This is a genomic window from Nocardioides pini, from assembly GCF_026712185.1.
Classification (GTDB): domain Bacteria; phylum Actinomycetota; class Actinomycetes; order Propionibacteriales; family Nocardioidaceae; genus Nocardioides; species Nocardioides pini.
Genome location: NZ_JAPPUX010000001.1, coordinates 456,958 through 476,200, shown reverse-complemented (window position 1 = coordinate 476,200; position 19,243 = coordinate 456,958). Strand labels below are relative to the sequence as shown.

Here is a 19,243-nt window from a genome sequence, read left to right as displayed (position 1 = left end):
CGCCCGCCGTCAGCTCTGCGGGACGACGTCGAGGGCGTCGAAGATGCGGGTCGTGACCTCGTCGACCTCGCCCATCCCGTCGACCTCGACCAGGATGCCCCGCTCGCGGTACACGCCGATGAGCGGCTCGGTCTGCTCGGCGTAGACCTCCTGGCGGCGCCGGATGACGTCCTCGGTGTCGTCGGCGCGGCCGTCGGTCTGGGCGCGCTGCAGCAGGCGCTGCACGAGCTCCTCCGGGTCGACCGTGAGCACGACCACCGCGTCGAGCTGGTGACCGGTGAAGCCGATCATCCCGTCGAGCTCGGTGACCTGGGCCAGGGTGCGGGGGTAGCCGTCGAGCAGGAAGCCCGGCTCGGCGTCGGCCTCGTCGATGCGGTTGCGAACCATCAGGTTGGTGACCTCGTCGGGGACGTACTCCCCGGCGTCCATGTAGCGCTTGGCCTCGACGCCGAGCGGCGTGCCCTGGGAGACGTTGGCGCGGAAGATGTCACCGGTCGAGATCGCCGGGATGCCGAAGTGATCGGCCACGAAACGGGCCTGCGTGCCCTTGCCCGCCCCCGGCGGGCCCATGAGGATCAGTCTCATCTACTTCAGGAATCCTTCGTAGTTGCGCTGCTGGAGCTGGCTCTCGATCTGCTTCACGGTGTCGAGTGCGACGCCCACCATGATGAGGATGGACGTGCCGCCGAAGGGGAAGTTCTGGTTGGCGTCGATCACCGCGAAGGCGATGAGCGGGATCAACGAGATCGCGCCGAGGTAGAGCGCTCCAGGGAACGTGATGCGGGACAGGACGTAGGACAGGTAGTCCTCGGTCGGCTTGCCCGCCCGGATCCCGGGGATGAAGCCGCCGTACTTCTTCATGTTGTCCGCCACCTCGACGGGGTTGAAGGTGATCGAGACGTAGAAGTACGTGAAGAAGATGATCAGCAGGAAGTACGTCGCCATGTAGAGCGGGTGGTCGCCGCCGACGAGGTAGGTCCCGATGAAGTCGAGCACGGGGTTGGTGCTCTCGGGGTTGAACTGCACCGCCATCGCCGGCAGGTAGAGCAGCGACGAGGCGAAGATGACCGGGATGATGCCGGCCTGGTTGACCTTGAGCGGGATGTAGGTCGAGTTGCCGCCGAACATCTTGCGGCCGACCATGCGGCGGGCGTACTGCACCGGGATGCGGCGCTGGGCCTGCTCGATGAAGATGACGCCGGCGACGAGCATCAGCCCGATCACCATCACGATGGCGAAGGTGACCCAGCCCTGCGAGGTCTGGACGCTCCACAGCGCCGCCGGGAAGGTCGCGACGACCTGGGTGAAGATCAGGATCGACATGCCGTTGCCGATGCCGCGGTCGGTGATGAGCTCACCGAGCCACATGATGACCGCCGTGCCGGCGGTCATGGTGACGACCATGACGAGGAACGTCGTGGTGCCGTCGTCGTGCAGCAGCTCGCGGTCACAGCCCTGCAGCAGGGCGCCGTTGCGCGCGAGGGCGACGATGCCCGTCGCCTGGAGCACGGCGAGGCCGAGGGTGAGGTAGCGGGTGTACTGGGTGATCTTCGTCTGCCCGGCCTGCCCCTCCTTCTTCAGCGCCTCGAGCCGCGGGATCACCACGACGAGCAGCTGCAGGATGATGGAGGCCGTGATGTAGGGCATGATCCCCAGCGCGAAGATGGTGAGCTGGAGCAGCGCACCGCCGGAGAAGAGGTTGATCAGGCTGTAGAGGCCACCCTCTTCCAGCTGGTTGATGCACGCCTGGACGTTGGCGACGTGCACACCGGGGGTGGGCACCTGGGAGCCGAGCCGGAAGATCGTGACGATCAGCAGGACGAAGAGCAGCTTGCGCCGCAGGTCCGGAGTCCGGAAAGCGTTGGCGAACGCGCCTAGCACTGGTTCCTCTTTCGTATGGGTGCCCTGCCAGGATCGGCGGGCGGACGAGACACCCTCACCGTCGTACGGCTGAGGGCCCGGGGAAGCCTAACAGTCGGGGTCCGACCCGTTTCCTCCGCAGGATCAAGGAGAGAACGACGAAGGCCTGGCCGACAGTTCCCACTGTGCGGCCAGGCCTTCACCGGATGAGCGAGATCGTGGCCTCAGGCCACGGTCGCAGTGCCGCCGGCTGCCTCGATCTTCTCCTTGGCGGAGGTCGAGAACGCGTCGGCGCTGACCTGGACGGCGACGGAGATGTCGCCCTGGCCCAGGACCTTGACGGGCTGGTTCTTGCGGACCGCGCCCTTCGCCACGAGGTCGTCCACCGTCACGGTGCCGCCCTCGGGGAACAGCTCGCCGAGGCGGTCGAGGTTGACGACCTGGAACTCCACGCGGAAGGGGTTCTTGAAGCCCTTCAGCTTGGGCAGGCGCATGTGGATCGGCATCTGGCCACCCTCGAAGGCAGCCGGAACCTGGTAGCGCGCCTTGGTGCCCTTGGTACCGCGGCCGGCGGTCTTGCCCTTGGAGCCCTCACCGCGACCCACGCGGGTCTTGGCGGTCTTGGCACCCGGAGCGGGACGCAAGTGGTGCAGCTTGAGCGTCATGTCACTCCACCTCCTCGAACGTCACCAGGTGACGGACGGTGTTGATCATGCCCCGGATCTCCGGGCGGTCTTCCTTCACGACGACGTCGCCGATCCGCTTGAGACCGAGCGAACGCAGCGTCTCGCGCTGGTTGGCCTTGAGGCCGACCAGTCCACGCTTCTGCTGGACCTTGAGCTGTGCCATCAGGACTGCACCCCCGCGGTCTCGGCCTGCCCCTCGGCGCGCGCCTTGAGCAGCGCGGCCGGGGTGACGTCCTCGACGCGCATGCCGCGGCGCGAGGCCACGGCCTCGGGCTCCTCGAGCATCCGCAGCGCCTCGACGGTCGCGTGGACGATGTTGATCTGGTTGGACGAGCCGAGCGACTTGCTCAGCACGTCGTGGATGCCGGCGCACTCGAGGACCGCACGCACCGGGCCACCGGCGATGACGCCGGTACCGGGAGCGGCGGGACGCAGCAGGACGACGCCTGCGGCCTTCTCGCCCTGGACCGGGTGCGGGATGGTGCCCTGGATGCGGGGGACCTTGAAGAAGTGCTTCTTGGCCTCCTCGACACCCTTGGCGATCGCCGCGGGAACTTCCTTCGCCTTGCCGTAGCCGACGCCGACCAGACCTTCACCGTCGCCGACGATCACGAGGGCGGTGAAGCTGAAGCGACGACCACCCTTCACGACCTTGGCGACTCGGTTGATCGCCACGACGCGCTCGATGTAGGCGGTCTTGTCAGCCTGGTTGCGACCGTTGTCGCGTCCGCGACGGTCACCAGACTGGCGCTCGCCACCGCGCTGTCCGCGCTGGGCTCCGCTCATGAGACTTGCTCCTTAATCAGAATCATTGGGTGTCGTGCGATCAGAACTGGAGGCCGCCCTCACGGGCGGCGTCAGCCAGGGCCGCGATCCGGCCGTGGTACTTGTTGCCGGCCCGGTCGAAGACGACGTCCTCGATACCGGCGGCCTTGGCACGCGACGCCACCAGCTCGCCGACCAGCTTGGCCTTGGCGGTCTTGTCGCCCTCGGTGCCGCGGACGTCGGCCTCCATGGTGGAGGCGTAGGCCAGCGTGGCACCCTGCAGGTCGTCGACGACCTGCACCGAGAGGTGCTTGGCCGACTTGGTGACCACCAGGCGCGGGCGCTCGGCGGTACCGCTGATGCGCTTGCGGCCACGCGCCTGACGGCGCAGGCGCGCACGGACGCGGTTGGCGGTGTGCTTGTTGTTGCTCAGCGAGATCGCCATGTCACTTACCGGCCTTTCCGACCTTGCGGCGGATGTGCTCGCCGGCGTAGCGCACGCCCTTGCCCTTGTAGGGCTCGGGCTTGCGGAGCTTGCGGATCTTGGCCGCGACCTCGCCGACGAGCTGCTTGTCGATGCCGACGACGCCGAGCTTGGTCGGGCCCTCGACGGTGAAGGTGATGCCCTCGGGGGCGTCGAAGATGATCGGGTGCGAGTAGCCGAGCTGGAACTCGAGCTGCGTCGGACCCTTGGGCAGGACGCGGTAGCCCACGCCCACGATCTCGAGCTTCTTCTCGTAGCCCTCGGTGACGCCCACCACCATGTTGTTGATGAGCGTGCGGGTCAGGCCGTGCAGCGAGCGGCTGTTGCGCTCGTCGTCGGGGCGCTGCACCTCGAGGATGCCGTCCTCGCCCTTGGCGACCGTGATCGGCGAGGCGATGGTGTGCGACAGGGTGCCCTTGGGGCCCTTGACGGTCACCAGCGAGTCGTCGATCGCGACGTCGACACCGGACGGGACCGCGATGGGGAGCTTGCCAATGCGCGACATGCTTCTCTCTCTTCCTGGTCTCAGTTGGTCCGGGTCACCAGACGTAGGCGAGGACTTCTCCGCCCACGCCCTTCTGGTTCGCCTGGCGGTCGGTCAGCAGGCCCTGCGACGTCGAGATGATCGCGACGCCGAGGCCACCGAGGACCTTGGGCAGGTTGGTGCTCTTGGCGTAGACGCGCAGGCCGGGCTTGCTGATGCGGCGGACACCCGCGATCGAGCGCTCCCGGTTGCGGCCGTACTTGAGCGTCACGGTCAGCGTCTTGCCGACCGAGGGCTCGCCCTCGGCGGTGACGTTGTCGGCGACGTCGTAGGAGGTGATGTAGCCCTCCTGCTTGAGGATCTCCGCGAGGCCGGCCTTCATCTTGCTGTAGGGCATCGACACCACGTCGTGGTACGCCTGGTTGGCGTTGCGCAGACGCGTGAGCATGTCTGCGATCGGGTCAGTCATCGTCATGATGTGGTTCTTTCTCGTCGTGGTTTCCTCAGGCTCGCGGCCTGAGGACCTTCAACGTGTGTGAGGTGATTACCAGGAGGACTTGGTGACGCCGGGGAGCTCGCCGCGGTGGGCCATCTCGCGCAGGCAGATGCGGCACAGGCCGAACTTGCGGTAGACGGCCTTCGGGCGACCGCAGCGCTGGCAGCGGGTGTAGCCGCGGACAGCGAACTTCGGCTTGCGAGCGGCCTTGACCTTGAGAGCAGTCTTCGCCATGTCAGTTCTCCTTGAACGGGAAGCCGAGCTGCTTGAGCAGTGCACGGCCCTCGTCGTCGTTGGTGGCGGTGGTCACGACGGTGATGTCCATGCCGCGCGACCGGTCGATCCTGTCCTGGTTGATCTCGTGGAACATGACCTGCTCGGTGAGACCGAAGGTGTAGTTGCCACGACCGTCGAACTGCTTCGGCGACAGGCCGCGGAAGTCGCGGATGCGGGGCAGGGCCAGGGACAGCAGGCGGTCCAGGAACTCCCACATGCGGTCGCCGCGCAGGGTGACGTGGGCTCCGATCGGCATGCCCTCGCGCAGCTTGAACTGCGCGATGGACTTGCGGGCCTTGGTCACGGCCGGCTTCTGGCCGGTGATCGCGGTGAGGTCGCGGATCGCGCCCTCGATGAGCTTCGAGTCGCGCGCAGCCTCGCCGACGCCCATGTTGACCACGATCTTGGTCAGGCCGGGCACCTGCATGATGTTGGCGATGTCGAACTCGGAGCGCAGGGCGGGGACGATCTCCTCGCGGTAGCGCGCCTTGAGACGGGGAATCTCAGTGGTCTGGGTCTCGGCCATCTCAGATCTCCTTGCCGGACTTGCGGGACACGCGGACCGACCGGCTGGCGGCGTAGGTCGAGCCGTCGGGACGGCGCTTGGTGACCTCGTCGCGGCGGAAGCCGACACGCGTGACGCCGTCACCCTCGACGAGCATCACGTTGGAGACGTGGATGGGCGCCTCGCGGGTGATGATGCCGCCGGTGGTGTTGGTCTGCTGCACGGACTTGGTGTGGCGCTTGACGAGGTTGACACCCTCGACGATCACGCGGTCCTCCTCGCGGAGGACCGAGATGACCTTGCCCTGGGCACCCTTGTCCTTGCCGGCGATCACCTTGACGGTGTCACCCTTCTTGATGTTCATGTCCTTACCCATCTCTCACAGCACCTCCGGGGCGAGCGAGATGATCTTCATGAAGCGCTTCTCGCGCAGCTCGCGGCCGACGGGGCCGAAGATGCGCGTGCCACGGGGCTCGCCGTCGTTCTTGAGGATGACGGCGGCGTTCTCGTCGAAGCGGATGTAGGAACCGTCGGCGCGGCGACGCTCCTTGACGGTGCGCACGACCACGGCCTTGACGACGTCGCCCTTCTTGACGTTGCCACCGGGGATCGCGTCCTTGACGGTGGCGACGATGACGTCACCGATGCCGGCGTAGCGACGCCCAGAGCCACCGAGAACACGGATGCAGAGGATCTCCTTCGCACCGGTGTTGTCGGCGACCTTGAGTCGCGACTCCTGCTGGATCATTGATTTCTCCTGGTTGTCGAGCTGGTTCTCGCCCTCTCAGCGGGGGACGAGCCTGGCCGAACTGATATGTGGAAACTTGTGCTCGAGGCCGAGGGCCTCAGGTCACTTGGCCTTCTCCAGCACCTCGACGAGGCGCCAGCGCTTGGTGGCCGACAGCGGGCGGGTCTCCATGATGAGGACCCGGTCGCCGATGCCGCACTGGTTGGTCTCGTCGTGCGCCTTCAGGCGCGACGTCTTGCGCATGACCTTGCCGTACAGGGCGTGCTTCACGCGGTCCTCGACGGCGACGACGATGGTCTTGTCCATCTTGTCGCTCACGACCAGGCCCTCGCGGACCTTGCGCTGGTTGCGCTCAACTGCGTTCTCGCTCATGCCTTCGCCTCTTCGTTGGTGCCCGGGGTGGTGCGGATGCCGAGCTCGCGCTCGCGGACCACGGTGTAGATGCGGGCGATGTCCTTCTTGACCACACGCAGGCGGCCGTTGCTCTCCAGCTGGCCGGTGGCGGCCTGGAACCGGAGGTTGAACAGCTCCTCCTTGGCCTCGCGCAGCTTGGCCTCGAGGGCGGGTGCGTCGAGCTCGTCGAGCTCGTGGGCGTTCAGCTTGGTAGCCATCAGAATTCACCGGCCTCACGGGAGATGAACCGGCACTTCATCGGGAGCTTGTGCATCGCGCGGCGCATGGCCTCACGAGCAGTCACCTCGTCGACACCGGAGAGTTCGAACATGACGCGGCCGGGCTTGACGTTGGCAACCCACCACTCGGGGGAGCCCTTGCCGGAACCCATGCGGGTCTCGGCCGGCTTCTTGGTCAGGGGACGGTCCGGGTAGATGTTGATCCAGACCTTGCCGCCACGCTTGATGTGGCGGGTCATGGCGATACGGGCCGACTCGATCTGTCGGTTGGTCACGTAGTGACCCTCGACCGCCTGGATGCCGAAGTCACCGAAGGCCAGCGAGGTGCCGCCCTTGGCGACGCCACGACGCTTGGGGTGGTGCTGCTTGCGGTGCTTGACGCGACGGGGCATCAACATGAGGTCAGGCCTCCTGTCCGGTGCTCGGTGCAGCCTCGGCAGCCGGGGCCGCAGCAGTCTCGGCGGTGGCCTCGGCGCGAGGAGCGCGGTCGCCGCGCGAGCCACGGCTCGGACGGTCACCGCCACGGGTGTTGGGACGACCGCCGCGGCCGGGGGCACCGGCGCGGGCGGCCTGCTGGGCCTGGCGCTCGGCACGGGTGCCGGCGACCTCGCCCTTGTAGATCCAGACCTTCACGCCGATCCGACCGAAGGTCGTGCGGGCCTCGTAGAAGCCGTAGTCGATGTCGGCGCGGAGGGTGTGCAGGGGCACGCGGCCCTCGCGGTAGAACTCCGTGCGCGACATCTCGGCGCCGTTGAGACGACCCGAGCACTGGATCCGGATGCCCTTGGCTCCGGAGCGCATCGAGGTCTGCATCGCCTTGCGCATGGCGCGGCGGAACTGCACACGGCCCGAGAGCTGCTCGGCGACGCCCTGGGCGACCAGCTGCGCGTCGATCTCGGGGTTCTTGACCTCGAGGATGTTGAGCTGGACCTGCTTGCCGGTGAGCTTCTCGAGCTCACCGCGGATGCGGTCCGCCTCGGCGCCGCGGCGGCCGATGACGATGCCCGGACGGGCGGTGTGGATGTCCACCCGCACGCGGTCACGGGTGCGCTCGATCTCGACCTTGGAGATGCCGGCCCGCTCCATGCCCTTGGAGAGCAGCTTGCGGATGGCGACGTCCTCACCGACGTACGACTTGTAGAGCTTGTCGGCGTACCAACGGCTCTTGTGGTCGGTGGAGATGCCCAGGCGGAAGCCGTTCGGGTTGATCTTCTGGCCCATCAGGCACCCCTTCCGTTCTTGTTGGCGCGGCCGGTCTTCGTGGCCAGCGCGTCGGCCGGCTGCACCGCGAGGGTGATGTGGCTGGTGCGCTTGTTGATGCGGGTCGCACGGCCCTGGGCACGCGGACGCCAACGCTTCATCGTCGGGCCCTCGTCCACCATGGCGACGGAGAGCACGAGGTCGGCCCGGTTGAGGCCCTCGGTGGTCTCCGCGTTGGCGATCGCGCTCTCCAGCACCTTGTAGACGGTCTCGGAGGCGGCCTGCGGCGCGAACTGCAGCAGGGTCAGGGCCTCGTCGACCTGGAGGCCGCGCACCATGTCGACGACACGGCGGGCCTTCATCGGGGTGATCCGCACGTAGCGTGCGCTGGCGAACGCGCCCGGCTGGTCGCCGAGCAGCGACTCGCGGCGCGCACTGGTGCGGCTGCGCTCGGTGGTGCTCATCGACGGCGTCCCTTCCGGTCTTCCTTGACGTGCCCGCGGTAGGTGCGGGTGGGGGCGAACTCCCCGAGCTTGTGGCCGACCATGGAGTCGGTCACGAAGACCGGGACGTGCTTGCGACCGTCGTGCACGGCGATGGTGTGGCCGATCATGTCGGGCACGATCATCGACCGGCGCGACCAGGTCTTGATGACGTTGTGGCTGCCCTTCTCGTTCTCGGCGTCCACCTTCTTCTGAAGGTGGTCGTCGACGAAGGGGCCCTTCTTGAGGCTGCGAGGCATGTCGGTTACTTCCTACCCTTGCCGGACTTGCGACGACGGATGATCTGGGAGTCGCTGGCCTTGCGCTTGCGCGTGCGGCCCTCGGGCTTGCCCCAGGGGGAGACGGGGTGACGACCACCGGACGTCTTGCCCTCACCACCACCGTGCGGGTGGTCCACCGGGTTCATGACGACACCGCGGACGGTCGGGCGGACGCCCTTCCACCGCATGCGGCCGGCCTTGCCCCAGTTGATGTTGGACTGCTCGGCGTTGCCGACCTCGCCGATCGTGGCGCGGCAGCGGACGTCGACGAAGCGCATCTCGCCCGAGGGCATGCGCAGCGTGGCGCGGCTGCCCTCACGGGCGACCAGCTGGGCGGAGTTGCCGGCCGAGCGGGCGATCTTCGCGCCGCCGCCGGGACGCAGCTCCACGCAGTGGATGGTCGTGCCGACCGGGATGTTGCGCAGCGGCAGGTTGTTGCCGGGCTTGATGTCGGCGTTCGGGCCGGACTCCACCGCGGTGCCCTGGGTCAGACCCTTGGGGGCGACGATGTAGCGCTTCTCGCCGTCGGCGTAGTGCAGCAGCGCGATGCGCGCGGTGCGGTTGGGGTCGTACTCGATGTGAGCGACCTTGGCCGGCACGCCGTCCTTGTCGTAGCGACGGAAGTCGATGATGCGGTAGGCGCGCTTGTGACCGCCACCCTTGTGACGGGTGGTGATGCGGCCCTGGTTGTTGCGGCCACCGTTCTTCGGCAGCGGGCGCGTCAGCGACTTCTCGGGCGTGGACCGGGTGATCTCGACGAAGTCGGCCACCGACGAGCCACGACGGCCCGGGGTGGTCGGCTTGTACTTGCGGATAGCCATATCAGTTCCTAGTCAGGAGCCCGGTCAGGAGACCGGACCTCCGAAGATGTCGATGCGGTGACCCTCGGCGAGGCTGACGATCGCGCGCTTGGTGTTGGGACGCTTGCCCATGCCGTAGCGGGTGCGACGGGTCTTGCCCTGTCGGTTGATCGTGTTGACCGAGGTGACCTTGACGTCGAAGACCTTCTCGACCGCGATCTTGATCTCGGTCTTGTTGGCGTCCGGGTGGACGATGAAGGTGTACTTGTTGGCGTCGAGCAGGCCGTAGCTCTTCTCCGACACGACCGGGGCGATCAGGACGTCGCGGTGGTCCTTGTGCAGGGTGCTCACTTGTCGCTCTCCTTCTCGTCGGCGCGGGTCAGGCCGGCGGCTTCGGCGTCCTCGGCGGACTTGAACCAGAAGTCGCCACCCGCGACGTCGTAGGCGGCGTCGCCCTCGACGAGGTAGGTGCCGGACTGCAGGCCCTGGACCTCGTAGCCCTTGGGGTTCTTGCCGCTCTTGAGCGGGGCCTTCGCACCGGCCGGCAGGGCCGGCTCGTCGGTGGCCTGCTCGGTGGCGGGCGCAGCAGCCGACTCGGTCTTCGCGGCGGGGGCCGCGGAGGCGCCACCCACGAAGACGTCGTAGGCACCCTTGGTGAAGACCACGTCGTCGGCGTTGAGCACGTCGTAGGTGTTGAGCTGGTCGACGGCGACGATGTGGACCTCCGGCGCGTTGCGCAGCGAGAGCCAGGTCAGCGCGTCGGAGCGCTCCAGCACCACGAGGTAGCCCACGCGGTCGGTCAGCGAGGTCAGCGCGGCGAGCGCGGCCTTGGTGGAGGGCTTGTCACCCGACACCAGGGCGTCGACCACGTGGACGCGGTCGTTGCGGGCCCGGTCGGAGAGGGCACCGCGGAGGGCGGCGGCCTTCATCTTCTTGGGGGTGCGCTGGTCGTAGCTGCGCGGCTGCGGGCCGTGGACGGTGCCACCGCCGGCGAACTGCGGGGCGCGGGTCGAGCCCTGGCGGGCGCGGCCGGTGCCCTTCTGCTTGTAGGGCTTGCGGCCACCGCCGCGGACCTCGCCGCGGGTCTTGGTGGCGTGCGTGCCCTGGCGCGCAGCGGCCTGCTGGGCCACGACGACCTGGTGGATCAGGGGGATGTTGACCTCGACGTCGAAGATCTCGGCGGGGAGGTCGACCTTGACGGTCTTGACAGCCATGCTCAGGCCTCCTGCGTCTTCTTGGCGGCCGAGCGAAGGACCACGAGACCGTTCTTGGGGCCGGGAACGGCGCCCTTGATCAGGATCAGGCCCTTGTCGGCGTCGACGGCGTGCACCGTCAGGTTCTGGGTGGTCACCGTGTCGTTGCCCATGCGGCCCGACATGCGGGTGCCCTTGAACACGCGGCCCGGGGTGGCGCAGGCGCCGATGGAGCCGGGCTTGCGGTGGTTGCGGTGGGCACCGTGGGAGGCGGACACACCGGAGAAGCCGTGACGCTTCATCGTGCCGGCGAAGCCCTTGCCCTTGCTGGTGCCGGTGACGTCGATCTCCTCGCCGGCGGCGAAGGTCTCGACGGTCAGCTCCTGGCCGACGGTGTAGCTGGCGGCGTCGGCGGTGCGGATCTCCGCGACGTGACGACGCGGCGTGACACCGGCCTTGGAGAAGTGACCGGCCTCGGGCGAGTTGACCTTGCGGGCCTCGATCTCGCCGAAGCCGACCTGGATGGCGTTGTAGCCGTCCACCTCGGGCCGGCGGACCTGGGTCACGACGTTGGTCGCGGCCGCGATCACGGTGACGGGGACGACCTTGTTGTTCTCGTCCCAGAGCTGGGTCATGCCGAGCTTGGTGCCCAGCAGCCCCTTCGCGTTGCGCTCGAAAGTGTTGGTCATGTCAGGCCTCAGAGCTTGATCTCGATGTCGACACCGGCAGGCAGGTCGAGACGCATCAGCGAGTCGACGGTCTTCGGCGTCGGGTCGATGATGTCGATCAGGCGCTTGTGGGTGCGCATCTCGAAGTGCTCGCGGGAGTCCTTGTACTTGTGGGGCGAACGGATGACGCAGTACACGTTCTTCTCGGTCGGCAGCGGCACAGGGCCGGCGACCTTCGCACCCGTACGGGTGACGGTGTCCACGATCTTCCGCGCCGAGGTGTCGATCACCTCGTGGTCATAGGCCTTGAGCCTGATGCGGATCTTCTGTCCCGCCATAGGTCCCTGTCCTCTTCGATCTCGTACGCCTGGTCTGGTTTCGGCTCTCAGCCCCCGGTGGGCGAGCGCCGCCTGTCTCTCCTCCACCCTCCGACCCCCGCGGTCGGGCGTGTCGCGCTGGCCACTGAAAAACATGGGCCTCGTGACACGACCCCGGGAGGATCGGTACTGCTCTGGGTGGCACCCGACGGTTGTCGGATCTGGTCGGGTCTCCGATCACCACGTGATCCGGTGCGGCGCACGCAGACGACTGGCTCGATCAAGGAGACGCGATTCAGAAGTCAAGGTGTGTGCCGCACCCCGGCGACCCGCCGGAGCAACCGGATCATCTTGACAGACTCCACGTGCCCACGCCAAATCGGGCTGGCAGGCCCGCCGGTGCGGTGCTCCTCACCCCTGCCGGGGGTCGGCGGCGAGGTACACCAGGCGGCGTCCGAGGCGGGTCAGGGACCCGCTGACCGGGTCCACCAGGAGCTCCCACCCGTGACCGTACCTGCGTGGGACGAACGGCACCCCGCCGGCCCGGGCCAGCGCGCGGGCGTCCGCGACCTCCGCCGGGCCGTCGCTGGCGGCCATGGCGACGAGGCCGGTGGCGGGGAGGTCGCCGGCCAGCGGCTCGAGCTCGACCCCCTCCCAGGACGAGGGTCCGCTGATGTCGGCCCACGCGTCGACGTCGGCGCCGGCCGCCACGGCCATGACCGTGAGCGACCCGCCCATCGACGTCCCCAGCAGGACGACGCGCTGGGCGCCGACGTCCCGGCGCGCCACCCGCGTCGCCGCGGCGACCTCGGTGAGGGGGTCGGCGTCCTGCTCGGCGGTGCAGACCGACTCGCCGTAGCCGCACGGGTTGACCAGCAGCGACGTCACGCCGGCGTCCTCGGCCGCGACCGCGGCCCACCGCCCCCACCCGCACAGGCCGCTGGTCTGGGGCAGCAGCACCGCCACGGTCGCGTTCCGCGCCGGACCGACGCGGGCCACCTCCAGCTCGCCACCACTCGCACCCCGCATCGTCAGGGCCTCGAGGTCCGCGTCGGCCGGGACGGCGGCGGAGCAGCGCTCTCGCAGGGCGGCGGTCGGGTCGGGGGCCGGCGACTCGCCCGTGGTCGTCGTGTCCGTGCCGGAGCACCCCGCGACGAGCAGGGCCAGCGCGGCCACCACCACCCCGCAGCGCTCCCCCGTCATCCGCACGGCACGAGGATAGGAAGCATCGCGAGACCGGTCGAGGCCCAGGCTCCGGAGCAGGGGCTCCCCACGTCGGCGAGGAGCTCGAGCTGCCGCGCCACGGCCCCTTGCCTCACCCCCGGGGCCGACCTACCGTCGGAGGATGGCCGGTCTGGTCGTGCTCGTCCTCTGCACCCTCATGCTGGGCGCGGCGGTGGGGCTCGCCCTCTGCCAGGCCGAGATCGGCCGGGCGGTGCGCCGGGTGCGTGCCCACCTCTCCCCTCCCCCGCCCGCTCCGTCGGCTCCGGCCATCGAGGAGGTCGCGGCGGCCCTGCGCCGGGTGCGGCGGGAGGTGCTGGCCCCCGTGCCGGGCACCCCGATGGCGCGCCGGCGCGGCACGATGGCGGCGTACGACGACCTGCTGGGGCAGGCGGCCCGGGCGCTCGGCGTGACGGACCTGGTCACCGACCTGCGCGAGGGCACCGACCGCGAGGCCGAGCGGCTGCGGCTCGAGCACCTGCTGCGCGAGGCGGGCCTGGTGATCGATCAGCCCCGGTCGGACCGGCGGTAGCAGAAGTCGACGATGTCGCGGCCGACGTCGCGGCCCTTCCGCTCGAAGCGGGTCACGGGCCGCTCGGCCCACCGCTCCACCCGGCCGCCCTCGAGGGTCGGCTCGGCGTCGAGGACCTCGCGCATCTGGTCGGCGTAGTCCGCCCAGTCGGTGGCCAGCCGCCACGCACCGCCGGGCACCAGCCGGGACGAGGCGAGCGCGGCGTTGGCCGGGTTCACCAGGCGGCGCTTGCGGTGCTTGGTCTTGCGCCACGGGTCGGGGAAGAAGGTCCACAGCTCGGCCAGGCTGGCCGGGCCGAGGAGGTTCTCCAGGGTCCACACGGCGTCGACGGAGCAGAACCGGACGTTGTCGGCCCCCGCCTCGGCGACGCGCCACAGCGAGTCGGCGATGCCGGGCAGCCACACCTCGAGGGCCAGCACGTTGTGGTCGGGGCGCGCAGCCGCGAGCACCGACGTCGCCTCGCCGATGCCGGGGCCGATCTCGAGGATCAGCGGCGCCTCCCGGCCGAACCACTCCTCGAGGGCGAACCCGGGCCGGTCGACGGCCTCCTCGGGGATCACCCAGTCGGCGTGGTGGGCGGCCCACGACTCCGCCTGGCGCGGCGTGAACCGGCTGCCCCGGCGCGAGTAGGTGAGCACCTCGCGCATCCGGCGTCCGTCCGCGGTCAGCTTGTGATGCGGGCGGGCGGGGCGTACGACGTCGTTCACGGTGCCATCTTGCCCTCGCTCCGCTCGGGCGTGCTCGGCGCCCCCGAGGGCGCCGAGCGCGTGGGCTCGGGAGCCTGGGGCGATCTGGGTGCTCCTGGCGTGCCCCACTTACAGGTGCGCGAGGGCCCCGGTCAGCACGCTGCGCAGCCGCTGCCCGATGTCGTCGAACTCGGGCTGGCCGATGATCAGGGGCGGGGCGAGCTGGATGACCGGGTCGCCGCGGTCGTCGGCGCGGCAGTAGAGGCCGGCCTCCCAGAGCGCGCCCGAGAGGTAGCCGCGCAGCAGCCGCTCGGACTCGGCGTCGTCGAACGTCTCCTTGGTCTCGCGGTCCTTGACCAGCTCGATGCCGTAGAAGTAGCCGTGGCCGCGCACGTCACCGACGATCGGGATGTCGAGGAGCTTCTCCAGGGTCGCCCGGAACGCCGGGGCGTTGCGCTGGACGTGGTCGGTGAGGCCCTCGCGCTCGAAGATGTCGAGGTTGGCCATCGCCACCGCCGAGGAGACCGGGTGGCCGCCGAAGGTGTACCCGTGGGCGTACGCCGTCGTGCCCTGCTTGAAGGGCTCGAAGAGGCGGTCGCTGGCGATCATCGCGCCGATCGGCGAGTAGCCCGAGGTCATGCCCTTCGCGCAGGTGATGATGTCGGGCTGGTAGCCGAACTCGGCCGCGCCGAACATCTCCCCCACCCGCCCGAAGGCGCAGATGACCTCGTCGGAGACGAGCAGGACGTCGTACTGGTCGCAGATCTCGCGCACCCGCTCGAAGTAGCCGGGCGGCGGCGGAAAGCAGCCGCCGGCGTTCTGCACCGGCTCGAGGAAGACGGCGGCGACGGTGTCGGGACCTTCGAACTCGATCGCCTCGGCGATGCGGTCCGCGGCCCAGCGGCCGAAGGCCTTCTCGTCGTCGCCGACGAACTCGGGGCGGCGGTAGAAGTTGGTGTTGGGCACCTTGTGGGCGCCCGGCACGAGCGGCTCGAACATCTCCTTGAGCGGCGGGATGCCGGTGATGGACAGCGCGCCCTGCGGGGTGCCGTGGTAGGCGACTGCGCGGGAGATGACCTTGTGCTTGTTGGGCTTGCCGGTGAGCTTGTAGTACTGCTTGGCCAGCTTCCACGCCGACTCGACGGCCTCGCCGCCGCCGGTGGTGAAGAAGACGCGGTTGAGGTCGCCGGGCGCCATCGCGGCGATCCGGTCGGCGAGCTCGACGGCGCGCGGGTGGGCGAAGGACCACAGCGGGAAGAAGGCGAGCTCCTTCGCCTGGCGGGCTGCCGCCTCGGCGAGCTCCTCGCGGCCGTGGCCGACCTGCACGACGAACAGCCCGGCGAGGCCGTCGATGTACTCGCGGCCGTGGCTGTCCCAGATCCTGTGGCCCTCGCCCTTCACGATCAGCGGCATCTCGCCGCCGTTCTCGTAGGTCGAGTGCCGGGTGAAGTGCAACCAGAGGTGGTCGCGGCCGGCGGCCTGGTAGTCCATGTTCTCGTCGATGCTCATCGGGTACCCCAGTTGTAGTGCTGCTTGTTGAGCTTGAGGTAGACGAACGTCTCCGAGGAGACGACGCCCTCGAGCTCGCGGACCTGACGGATGACGTCGAGGAGGTGCGGGTCGTCCTCGCACACCACCTCGACGAGGAGGTCGAAGCTGCCGGCGGTGGTGACCACGTAGTCGACCTCGGGCACCTCGGCCAGGCGGTCGCCCACCTTCATCGGGTCGCCTTCGGTGCGGACGCCGATCATGGCCTGGCGCGTGAACCCGACCTGGGTGGGGTCGGTGACCGCGACGACCTGCATCACCTCGGAGTCGAGCAGCTTCTGGACCCGGGCCCGGGCGGCCGCCTCCGACAGCCCGACCGCCTTGGCGATCGCGGCGTAGGAGATCCGTCCGTCCTCCTGCAGCAGCTCGATGATGCGCTTGGCGGTCGCGTCGAGGCGTACCTGTGCCTCACCCATGCCCGTGCCCTCGGCGCTCGCTCATGGCGACATCGTGGACGCGAGATCGCTGGTTCGCAAGTCGACGAGCGCGGAATCCGCATTTCCGGGCTGTTAATTCTGCGATTCCCGCACAATCTTCGGCAACAGGTATGGCGACGGCCACCGGACCCGTCCTAGTCTCCCCTCACCGCACCCGACCGGGAGGAACTCCGTGACCAGCCCACGCACGCTGCGCAACTTCATCGGTGGCACGTACGTCGACGGCAGCGCCGGCGCGACCAGCGACGTCGTCGACCCGACGACCGGCCAGGTCGTCGCCCACGCGCCCGTCAGCGGGGCCGAGGAGGTCGACGCGGCCTACGAGGCGGCCGGCCGGGCCTTCGGCGAGTGGGGGCGTACGACGCCCAGCGAGCGCCAGCAGGCGCTGCTGAAGATCGCCGATGCGATCGAGGGCCACGCCGAGGAGCTGATCGACCTCGAGTCCGCCAACACCGGCAAGATCAAGGCGCTCACCGCGAGCGAGGAGATCCCGCCGATGGTCGACCAGCTCCGGTTCTTCGCCGGTGCGGCCCGCGTGCTGGAGGGCAAGGCCGCGGGCGAGTACATGGCCGGCCACACGTCGTGGATCCGTCGCGAGCCGATCGGCGTCGTCGGCCAGGTCACGCCCTGGAACTACCCCCTGCTGATGGCGATCTGGAAGATCGGCCCGGCCCTCGCGGCCGGCAACACCGTGGTCCTCAAGCCCAGCGACACCACGCCCGAGAGCACGCTCCGGCTGGCCGAGCTGGCCTCGGAGTTCCTCCCGGCCGGGACGCTCAACGTCGTCACCGGCGACCGGGAGACCGGGCGCCTCCTCGTCGAGCACCCGACGCCCGGCCTGGTCGCGATCACCGGCTCGGTCCGCGCCGGCGCCGAGGTGGCGGCGAGCGCCGCCCCGAACCTCAAGCGCGTCCACCTCGAGCTCGGTGGCAAGGCGCCGGTCGTGGTCTTCGACGACGCCGACATCGAGGCAGCCGTCGAGGGCATCGCGATCGCCGGCTACTTCAACGCCGGCCAGGACTGCACGGCGGCCACGCGCGTGCTCGCCGCACCGGGCATCCACGACGACTTCGTGGCCGCGCTGGCCGACTACGCCGCGAGCTCGGCACCGGTGGGCCTCCCCGACGACGAGGACGCCCTGTTCGGTCCGGTCAACAACGCCACCCAGCTGGCCCGGGTGAGCGGGTTCATCGAGAACCTGCCGTCCCACGCGACCGTGTCGGCGGGCGGCAACCGGCGCACGGACCTCGGCGACGGCTACTTCCTCGAGCCGACGGTGCTCTCGGGGCTGCGCCAGGACGACGAGGCGATCCAGAACGAGATCTTCGGCCCCGTCATCACCGTCCAGCGCTTCACCGACGAGGAGGAGGCGGTCCGCTGGGCCAACGGCGTGGACTACGGGCTCGCCTCGTCGGTGTGGACGAAGGACTTCGGCCGGGCGATGCGGATGTCGAGGGCGCTCGACTTCGGCTGCGTGTGGATCAACACCCACATCCCGCTCGTCGCCGAGATGCCGCACGGCGGCTACAAGAAGTCCGGCTACGGCAAGGACCTCTCGATGTACGGGTTCGAGGACTACACGCGCGTCAAGCACGTCATGGCCAACATCGAGAGTTGATCGACGAGCGCAGGATGACCAGCACCAGCACACCAGCACGGCTCGGGGGCCAACCGGAGGAGATGCACCGATGACACCCATCCCGCGCCGGCGACGGCGCCCCCTGGACCCACCGGCCGCCGCCCTGGCCGCGGCCGCCTCGGGTGGTCTGAGCCGTCGGGCGCTGCTCGGCACCGGCGTCGCCGCCGGCGCCGGCCTCGCGCTCACGGGGTGCGCCCCGCCCGAGCCGCCGGCCGCCGGAGGGGTCGCCGCCCTGGACCTGCCCACAGACGTCTCCGACGAGGAGAAGACGCTCCAGTGGGCGAACTGGACGGCGTACCTCGACATGAACGGCAAGGAGACGCAGTCCCCGACCCTCGAGGCCTTCATGGAGAAGACCGGCATCGAGGTCGGCTACTACGAGGAGGTCGACGACAACGACTCCTACTACGCCAAGGTGGGCCCGCAGCTGCGCGCCGGGCAGAGCATCGACCGCGACATCATCACGCTGACCGACTGGATGGCGGCCCGGCTCATCCGCGACCAGGTGGTCCAGCCGCTCGAGCTGATCCAGATGCCCAACGTGGTCGGCAACCTCCTGCAGCCGCTCAAGGACGCCTCCTTCGACCCCGGCCGGATGCACTCGATCACCTGGCAGAGCGGCTTCGCGGGCATCGGCTACAACAAGGAGAAGGTCGGACGCGAGCTGAAGTCGCTCGACGACCTGTGGACCGACGACCTCAAGGGCCGCGTCGTCGTGCTCTCGGAGTTCCGCGACACCGCCGGACTGGTCATGCAGTCCCAGGGCGTCGACATCGAGAGCGACTGGGGCCAGGCCGAGTTCGAGAAGGCGCTCGACTTCATCGAGCAGAAGATCGACGAGGGCTACATCCGCAAGGTGAAGGGCAACTCCTACATGGAGGACCTCACCAGCGGCAACGCGGTCGCCGGCATCACGTGGAGCGGCGACATCTTCGTCCTCGCCTACGACACCGAGGACCCCAACTGGACCTTCACGCTGCCGGAGTCCGGCGGCACCCTGTGGTCGGACAACCTGATGGTCCCCATCACCTCGACCCACCGCCGCAACGCCCAGCGGCTGATGGACTACTACTACGACCCTGCCGTCGCGGCCCAGGTCGCCGCGTGGGTCAACTACGTCTGTCCCGTGGAGGGCGCGCAGGCCGAGATGGAGAAGATCGACCCCGACCTGGCCGAGAGCCCGTGGATCTTCCCGACGGTCGACTTCATCGCCGACAACAACGTCCAGCAGTTCCGGGTGCTCGACGCGGACGAGGACATCCTGTACGCCGACCTCTGGTCCACGAAGGTGATGGGGAACTGA

30 protein-coding genes are annotated in these 19,243 nt (G+C 69.1%); 3 read left to right on the top strand and 27 right to left on the bottom strand.

Annotation, left to right across the window (positions count from 1 at the left end; all coding sequences use genetic code 11):
- Positions 1-9: 9 nt before the first annotated feature.
- The 24 genes from NYO98_RS02360 to NYO98_RS02245 all read right to left on the bottom strand — a co-directional run bounded on the left by NYO98_RS02360 (position 10) and on the right by NYO98_RS02245 (position 13,086).
- Positions 10-585, bottom strand: a complete 576-nt coding sequence (locus NYO98_RS02360; RefSeq protein WP_268109911.1) for an adenylate kinase — start codon at positions 583-585, stop codon at positions 10-12.
- Positions 586-1,881, bottom strand: a complete 1,296-nt coding sequence (secY, locus tag NYO98_RS02355; protein WP_268109910.1) for a preprotein translocase subunit SecY — start codon at positions 1,879-1,881, stop codon at positions 586-588. It abuts the gene before it with no gap.
- Between the two features lie 203 nt (positions 1,882-2,084).
- Positions 2,085-2,525 (bottom strand): 50S ribosomal protein L15, encoded by a 441-nt coding sequence (rplO, locus tag NYO98_RS02350; protein WP_254182545.1) that lies wholly within the window; start codon positions 2,523-2,525, stop codon positions 2,085-2,087.
- 1 nt (position 2,526) lies between these two features.
- Positions 2,527-2,709, bottom strand: coding sequence for a 50S ribosomal protein L30 (rpmD, locus tag NYO98_RS02345; protein WP_056599717.1), 183 nt, complete (start codon positions 2,707-2,709; stop codon positions 2,527-2,529).
- Entirely contained in the window at positions 2,709-3,332 is a 624-nt protein-coding gene (gene rpsE, locus NYO98_RS02340; RefSeq protein WP_268109909.1) for a 30S ribosomal protein S5, read from the bottom strand. Before rpsE ends, rpmD begins: the two co-directional genes overlap by 1 nt.
- A gap of 40 nt (positions 3,333-3,372) precedes the next feature.
- Positions 3,373-3,756 (bottom strand): 50S ribosomal protein L18, encoded by a 384-nt coding sequence (rplR, locus tag NYO98_RS02335; protein ID WP_268109908.1) that lies wholly within the window; start codon positions 3,754-3,756, stop codon positions 3,373-3,375.
- Between the two features lies 1 nt (position 3,757).
- Positions 3,758-4,300, bottom strand: a complete 543-nt coding sequence (rplF, locus tag NYO98_RS02330; RefSeq protein ID WP_268109907.1) for a 50S ribosomal protein L6 — start codon at positions 4,298-4,300, stop codon at positions 3,758-3,760.
- 34 nt (positions 4,301-4,334) lie between these two features.
- A complete protein-coding gene (rpsH, locus tag NYO98_RS02325; protein WP_172262165.1) occupies positions 4,335-4,754 on the bottom strand; it encodes a 30S ribosomal protein S8 in 420 nt (139 codons plus the stop codon).
- A gap of 69 nt (positions 4,755-4,823) precedes the next feature.
- Entirely contained in the window at positions 4,824-5,009 is a 186-nt protein-coding gene (locus NYO98_RS02320; protein ID WP_011757321.1) for a type Z 30S ribosomal protein S14, read from the bottom strand.
- Position 5,010: 1 nt separating this feature from the next.
- On the bottom strand, positions 5,011-5,577 hold the full coding sequence (rplE, locus tag NYO98_RS02315) for a 50S ribosomal protein L5 (RefSeq protein WP_210439929.1): 567 nt from the start codon (positions 5,575-5,577) through the stop codon (positions 5,011-5,013).
- Position 5,578: 1 nt separating this feature from the next.
- The gene (gene rplX, locus NYO98_RS02310; RefSeq protein WP_268109906.1) at positions 5,579-5,932 is read right to left on the bottom strand and encodes a 50S ribosomal protein L24; all 354 of its coding nucleotides are present in this window, start codon (positions 5,930-5,932) and stop codon (positions 5,579-5,581) included.
- 3 nt (positions 5,933-5,935) lie between these two features.
- The gene (rplN, locus tag NYO98_RS02305) at positions 5,936-6,304 is read right to left on the bottom strand and encodes a 50S ribosomal protein L14 (RefSeq protein WP_056599693.1); all 369 of its coding nucleotides are present in this window, start codon (positions 6,302-6,304) and stop codon (positions 5,936-5,938) included.
- Positions 6,305-6,406: 102 nt separating this feature from the next.
- Complete coding sequence (rpsQ, locus tag NYO98_RS02300; RefSeq protein WP_268109905.1) at positions 6,407-6,676, bottom strand: 30S ribosomal protein S17; 270 nt, start codon at positions 6,674-6,676, stop codon at positions 6,407-6,409.
- The gene (gene rpmC / locus NYO98_RS02295) at positions 6,673-6,915 is read right to left on the bottom strand and encodes a 50S ribosomal protein L29 (protein ID WP_204811325.1); all 243 of its coding nucleotides are present in this window, start codon (positions 6,913-6,915) and stop codon (positions 6,673-6,675) included. The genes rpsQ and rpmC overlap by 4 nt, the downstream gene beginning before the upstream one ends.
- Positions 6,915-7,334, bottom strand: a complete 420-nt coding sequence (gene rplP / locus NYO98_RS02290; protein WP_135838849.1) for a 50S ribosomal protein L16 — start codon at positions 7,332-7,334, stop codon at positions 6,915-6,917. The genes rpmC and rplP overlap by 1 nt, the downstream gene beginning before the upstream one ends.
- Positions 7,335-7,338: 4 nt before the next feature.
- Complete coding sequence (gene rpsC / locus NYO98_RS02285; RefSeq protein WP_268109903.1) at positions 7,339-8,157, bottom strand: 30S ribosomal protein S3; 819 nt, start codon at positions 8,155-8,157, stop codon at positions 7,339-7,341.
- The gene (gene rplV, locus NYO98_RS02280) at positions 8,157-8,600 is read right to left on the bottom strand and encodes a 50S ribosomal protein L22 (protein WP_268109902.1); all 444 of its coding nucleotides are present in this window, start codon (positions 8,598-8,600) and stop codon (positions 8,157-8,159) included. The genes rpsC and rplV overlap by 1 nt, the downstream gene beginning before the upstream one ends.
- Positions 8,597-8,878: a 30S ribosomal protein S19 gene (gene rpsS, locus NYO98_RS02275; protein ID WP_090969263.1), complete on the bottom strand. Its 282-nt coding sequence runs from the start codon at positions 8,876-8,878 to the stop codon at positions 8,597-8,599. Before rpsS ends, rplV begins: the two co-directional genes overlap by 4 nt.
- 5 nt (positions 8,879-8,883) lie before the next feature.
- Positions 8,884-9,720, bottom strand: coding sequence for a 50S ribosomal protein L2 (gene rplB / locus NYO98_RS02270; RefSeq protein WP_129453376.1), 837 nt, complete (start codon positions 9,718-9,720; stop codon positions 8,884-8,886).
- Between the two features lie 24 nt (positions 9,721-9,744).
- A complete protein-coding gene (rplW, locus tag NYO98_RS02265; protein WP_056599661.1) occupies positions 9,745-10,050 on the bottom strand; it encodes a 50S ribosomal protein L23 in 306 nt (101 codons plus the stop codon).
- A complete protein-coding gene (rplD, locus tag NYO98_RS02260; RefSeq protein WP_268109901.1) occupies positions 10,047-10,913 on the bottom strand; it encodes a 50S ribosomal protein L4, sunset domain variant in 867 nt (288 codons plus the stop codon). The genes rplW and rplD overlap by 4 nt, the downstream gene beginning before the upstream one ends.
- A 2-nt stretch (positions 10,914-10,915) precedes the next feature.
- A complete protein-coding gene (gene rplC / locus NYO98_RS02255; RefSeq protein ID WP_268109900.1) occupies positions 10,916-11,581 on the bottom strand; it encodes a 50S ribosomal protein L3 in 666 nt (221 codons plus the stop codon).
- 8 nt (positions 11,582-11,589) lie between these two features.
- Positions 11,590-11,898, bottom strand: a complete 309-nt coding sequence (gene rpsJ, locus NYO98_RS02250) for a 30S ribosomal protein S10 (protein ID WP_008360994.1) — start codon at positions 11,896-11,898, stop codon at positions 11,590-11,592.
- A gap of 390 nt (positions 11,899-12,288) precedes the next feature.
- A complete protein-coding gene (locus NYO98_RS02245) occupies positions 12,289-13,086 on the bottom strand; it encodes an alpha/beta hydrolase (RefSeq protein WP_268109898.1) in 798 nt (265 codons plus the stop codon).
- A gap of 136 nt (positions 13,087-13,222) precedes the next feature.
- Between NYO98_RS02245 and NYO98_RS02240 the strand changes: the two genes are divergently transcribed.
- A complete protein-coding gene (locus NYO98_RS02240; RefSeq protein WP_268109897.1) occupies positions 13,223-13,630 on the top strand; it encodes a hypothetical protein in 408 nt (135 codons plus the stop codon).
- Here the strand turns inward: NYO98_RS02240 and trmB are convergent.
- The 3 genes from trmB to NYO98_RS02225 all read right to left on the bottom strand — a co-directional run bounded on the left by trmB (position 13,606) and on the right by NYO98_RS02225 (position 16,280).
- Positions 13,606-14,337 (bottom strand): tRNA (guanine(46)-N(7))-methyltransferase TrmB, encoded by a 732-nt coding sequence (trmB, locus tag NYO98_RS02235; protein WP_268109896.1) that lies wholly within the window; start codon positions 14,335-14,337, stop codon positions 13,606-13,608. The genes NYO98_RS02240 and trmB overlap by 25 nt on opposite strands.
- Before the next feature lie 108 nt (positions 14,338-14,445).
- Positions 14,446-15,825 (bottom strand): aspartate aminotransferase family protein, encoded by a 1,380-nt coding sequence (locus NYO98_RS02230; protein WP_268109895.1) that lies wholly within the window; start codon positions 15,823-15,825, stop codon positions 14,446-14,448.
- Positions 15,822-16,280: an Lrp/AsnC family transcriptional regulator gene (locus tag NYO98_RS02225; protein ID WP_268109894.1), complete on the bottom strand. Its 459-nt coding sequence runs from the start codon at positions 16,278-16,280 to the stop codon at positions 15,822-15,824. The genes NYO98_RS02230 and NYO98_RS02225 overlap by 4 nt, the downstream gene beginning before the upstream one ends.
- A gap of 193 nt (positions 16,281-16,473) precedes the next feature.
- On the opposite strand from NYO98_RS02225, the gene NYO98_RS02220 reads away from it, so the two are divergent.
- Positions 16,474-17,919 carry a gamma-aminobutyraldehyde dehydrogenase gene (locus tag NYO98_RS02220; protein WP_268109893.1) on the top strand — a complete coding sequence of 482 codons (1,446 nt, stop codon included), beginning with the start codon at positions 16,474-16,476 and terminating at the stop codon, positions 17,917-17,919.
- Between the two features lie 70 nt (positions 17,920-17,989).
- Positions 17,990-19,243 carry an ABC transporter substrate-binding protein gene (locus NYO98_RS02215; protein WP_268109892.1) on the top strand — a complete coding sequence of 418 codons (1,254 nt, stop codon included), beginning with the start codon at positions 17,990-17,992 and terminating at the stop codon, positions 19,241-19,243.

Excerpts from the sequence above, each read along its gene's own strand:
- NYO98_RS02215 (WP_268109892.1), top strand. The coding sequence starts at position 17,990 with ATGACACCCATCCCGCGCCGGCGACGGCGCCCCCTGGACCCACCGGCC.
- rplE (WP_210439929.1), bottom strand. The coding sequence starts at position 5,577 with ATGGCCGAGACCCAGACCACTGAGATTCCCCGTCTCAAGGCGCGCTAC.
- NYO98_RS02240 (WP_268109897.1), top strand. The coding sequence starts at position 13,223 with ATGGCCGGTCTGGTCGTGCTCGTCCTCTGCACCCTCATGCTGGGCGCG.
- NYO98_RS02360 (WP_268109911.1), bottom strand. The coding sequence starts at position 585 with ATGAGACTGATCCTCATGGGCCCGCCGGGGGCGGGCAAGGGCACGCAG.
- rpsE (WP_268109909.1), bottom strand. The coding sequence starts at position 3,332 with ATGAGCGGAGCCCAGCGCGGACAGCGCGGTGGCGAGCGCCAGTCTGGT.
- rpmC (WP_204811325.1), bottom strand. The coding sequence starts at position 6,915 with ATGGCTACCAAGCTGAACGCCCACGAGCTCGACGAGCTCGACGCACCC.
- rplO (WP_254182545.1), bottom strand. The coding sequence starts at position 2,525 with ATGACGCTCAAGCTGCACCACTTGCGTCCCGCTCCGGGTGCCAAGACC.
- rplX (WP_268109906.1), bottom strand. The coding sequence starts at position 5,932 with ATGGGTAAGGACATGAACATCAAGAAGGGTGACACCGTCAAGGTGATC.
- rpsQ (WP_268109905.1), bottom strand. The coding sequence starts at position 6,676 with ATGAGCGAGAACGCAGTTGAGCGCAACCAGCGCAAGGTCCGCGAGGGC.
- NYO98_RS02230 (WP_268109895.1), bottom strand. The coding sequence starts at position 15,825 with ATGAGCATCGACGAGAACATGGACTACCAGGCCGCCGGCCGCGACCAC.
- rpsH (WP_172262165.1), bottom strand. The coding sequence starts at position 4,754 with ATGACGATGACTGACCCGATCGCAGACATGCTCACGCGTCTGCGCAAC.
- NYO98_RS02320 (WP_011757321.1), bottom strand. The coding sequence starts at position 5,009 with ATGGCGAAGACTGCTCTCAAGGTCAAGGCCGCTCGCAAGCCGAAGTTC.
- rplD (WP_268109901.1), bottom strand. The coding sequence starts at position 10,913 with ATGGCTGTCAAGACCGTCAAGGTCGACCTCCCCGCCGAGATCTTCGAC.
- rpsJ (WP_008360994.1), bottom strand. The coding sequence starts at position 11,898 with ATGGCGGGACAGAAGATCCGCATCAGGCTCAAGGCCTATGACCACGAG.
- rplB (WP_129453376.1), bottom strand. The coding sequence starts at position 9,720 with ATGGCTATCCGCAAGTACAAGCCGACCACCCCGGGCCGTCGTGGCTCG.
- rplV (WP_268109902.1), bottom strand. The coding sequence starts at position 8,600 with ATGAGCACCACCGAGCGCAGCCGCACCAGTGCGCGCCGCGAGTCGCTG.
- rpsC (WP_268109903.1), bottom strand. The coding sequence starts at position 8,157 with ATGGGCCAGAAGATCAACCCGAACGGCTTCCGCCTGGGCATCTCCACC.
- rpmD (WP_056599717.1), bottom strand. The coding sequence starts at position 2,709 with ATGGCACAGCTCAAGGTCCAGCAGAAGCGTGGACTGGTCGGCCTCAAG.
- rplF (WP_268109907.1), bottom strand. The coding sequence starts at position 4,300 with ATGTCGCGCATTGGCAAGCTCCCCATCGCGGTCCCGTCCGGTGTCGAC.
- rpsS (WP_090969263.1), bottom strand. The coding sequence starts at position 8,878 with ATGCCTCGCAGCCTCAAGAAGGGCCCCTTCGTCGACGACCACCTTCAG.
- rplC (WP_268109900.1), bottom strand. The coding sequence starts at position 11,581 with ATGACCAACACTTTCGAGCGCAACGCGAAGGGGCTGCTGGGCACCAAG.
- rplP (WP_135838849.1), bottom strand. The coding sequence starts at position 7,334 with ATGTTGATGCCCCGTCGCGTCAAGCACCGCAAGCAGCACCACCCCAAG.
- rplR (WP_268109908.1), bottom strand. The coding sequence starts at position 3,756 with ATGGCGATCTCGCTGAGCAACAACAAGCACACCGCCAACCGCGTCCGT.
- NYO98_RS02225 (WP_268109894.1), bottom strand. The coding sequence starts at position 16,280 with ATGGGTGAGGCACAGGTACGCCTCGACGCGACCGCCAAGCGCATCATC.
- rplN (WP_056599693.1), bottom strand. The coding sequence starts at position 6,304 with ATGATCCAGCAGGAGTCGCGACTCAAGGTCGCCGACAACACCGGTGCG.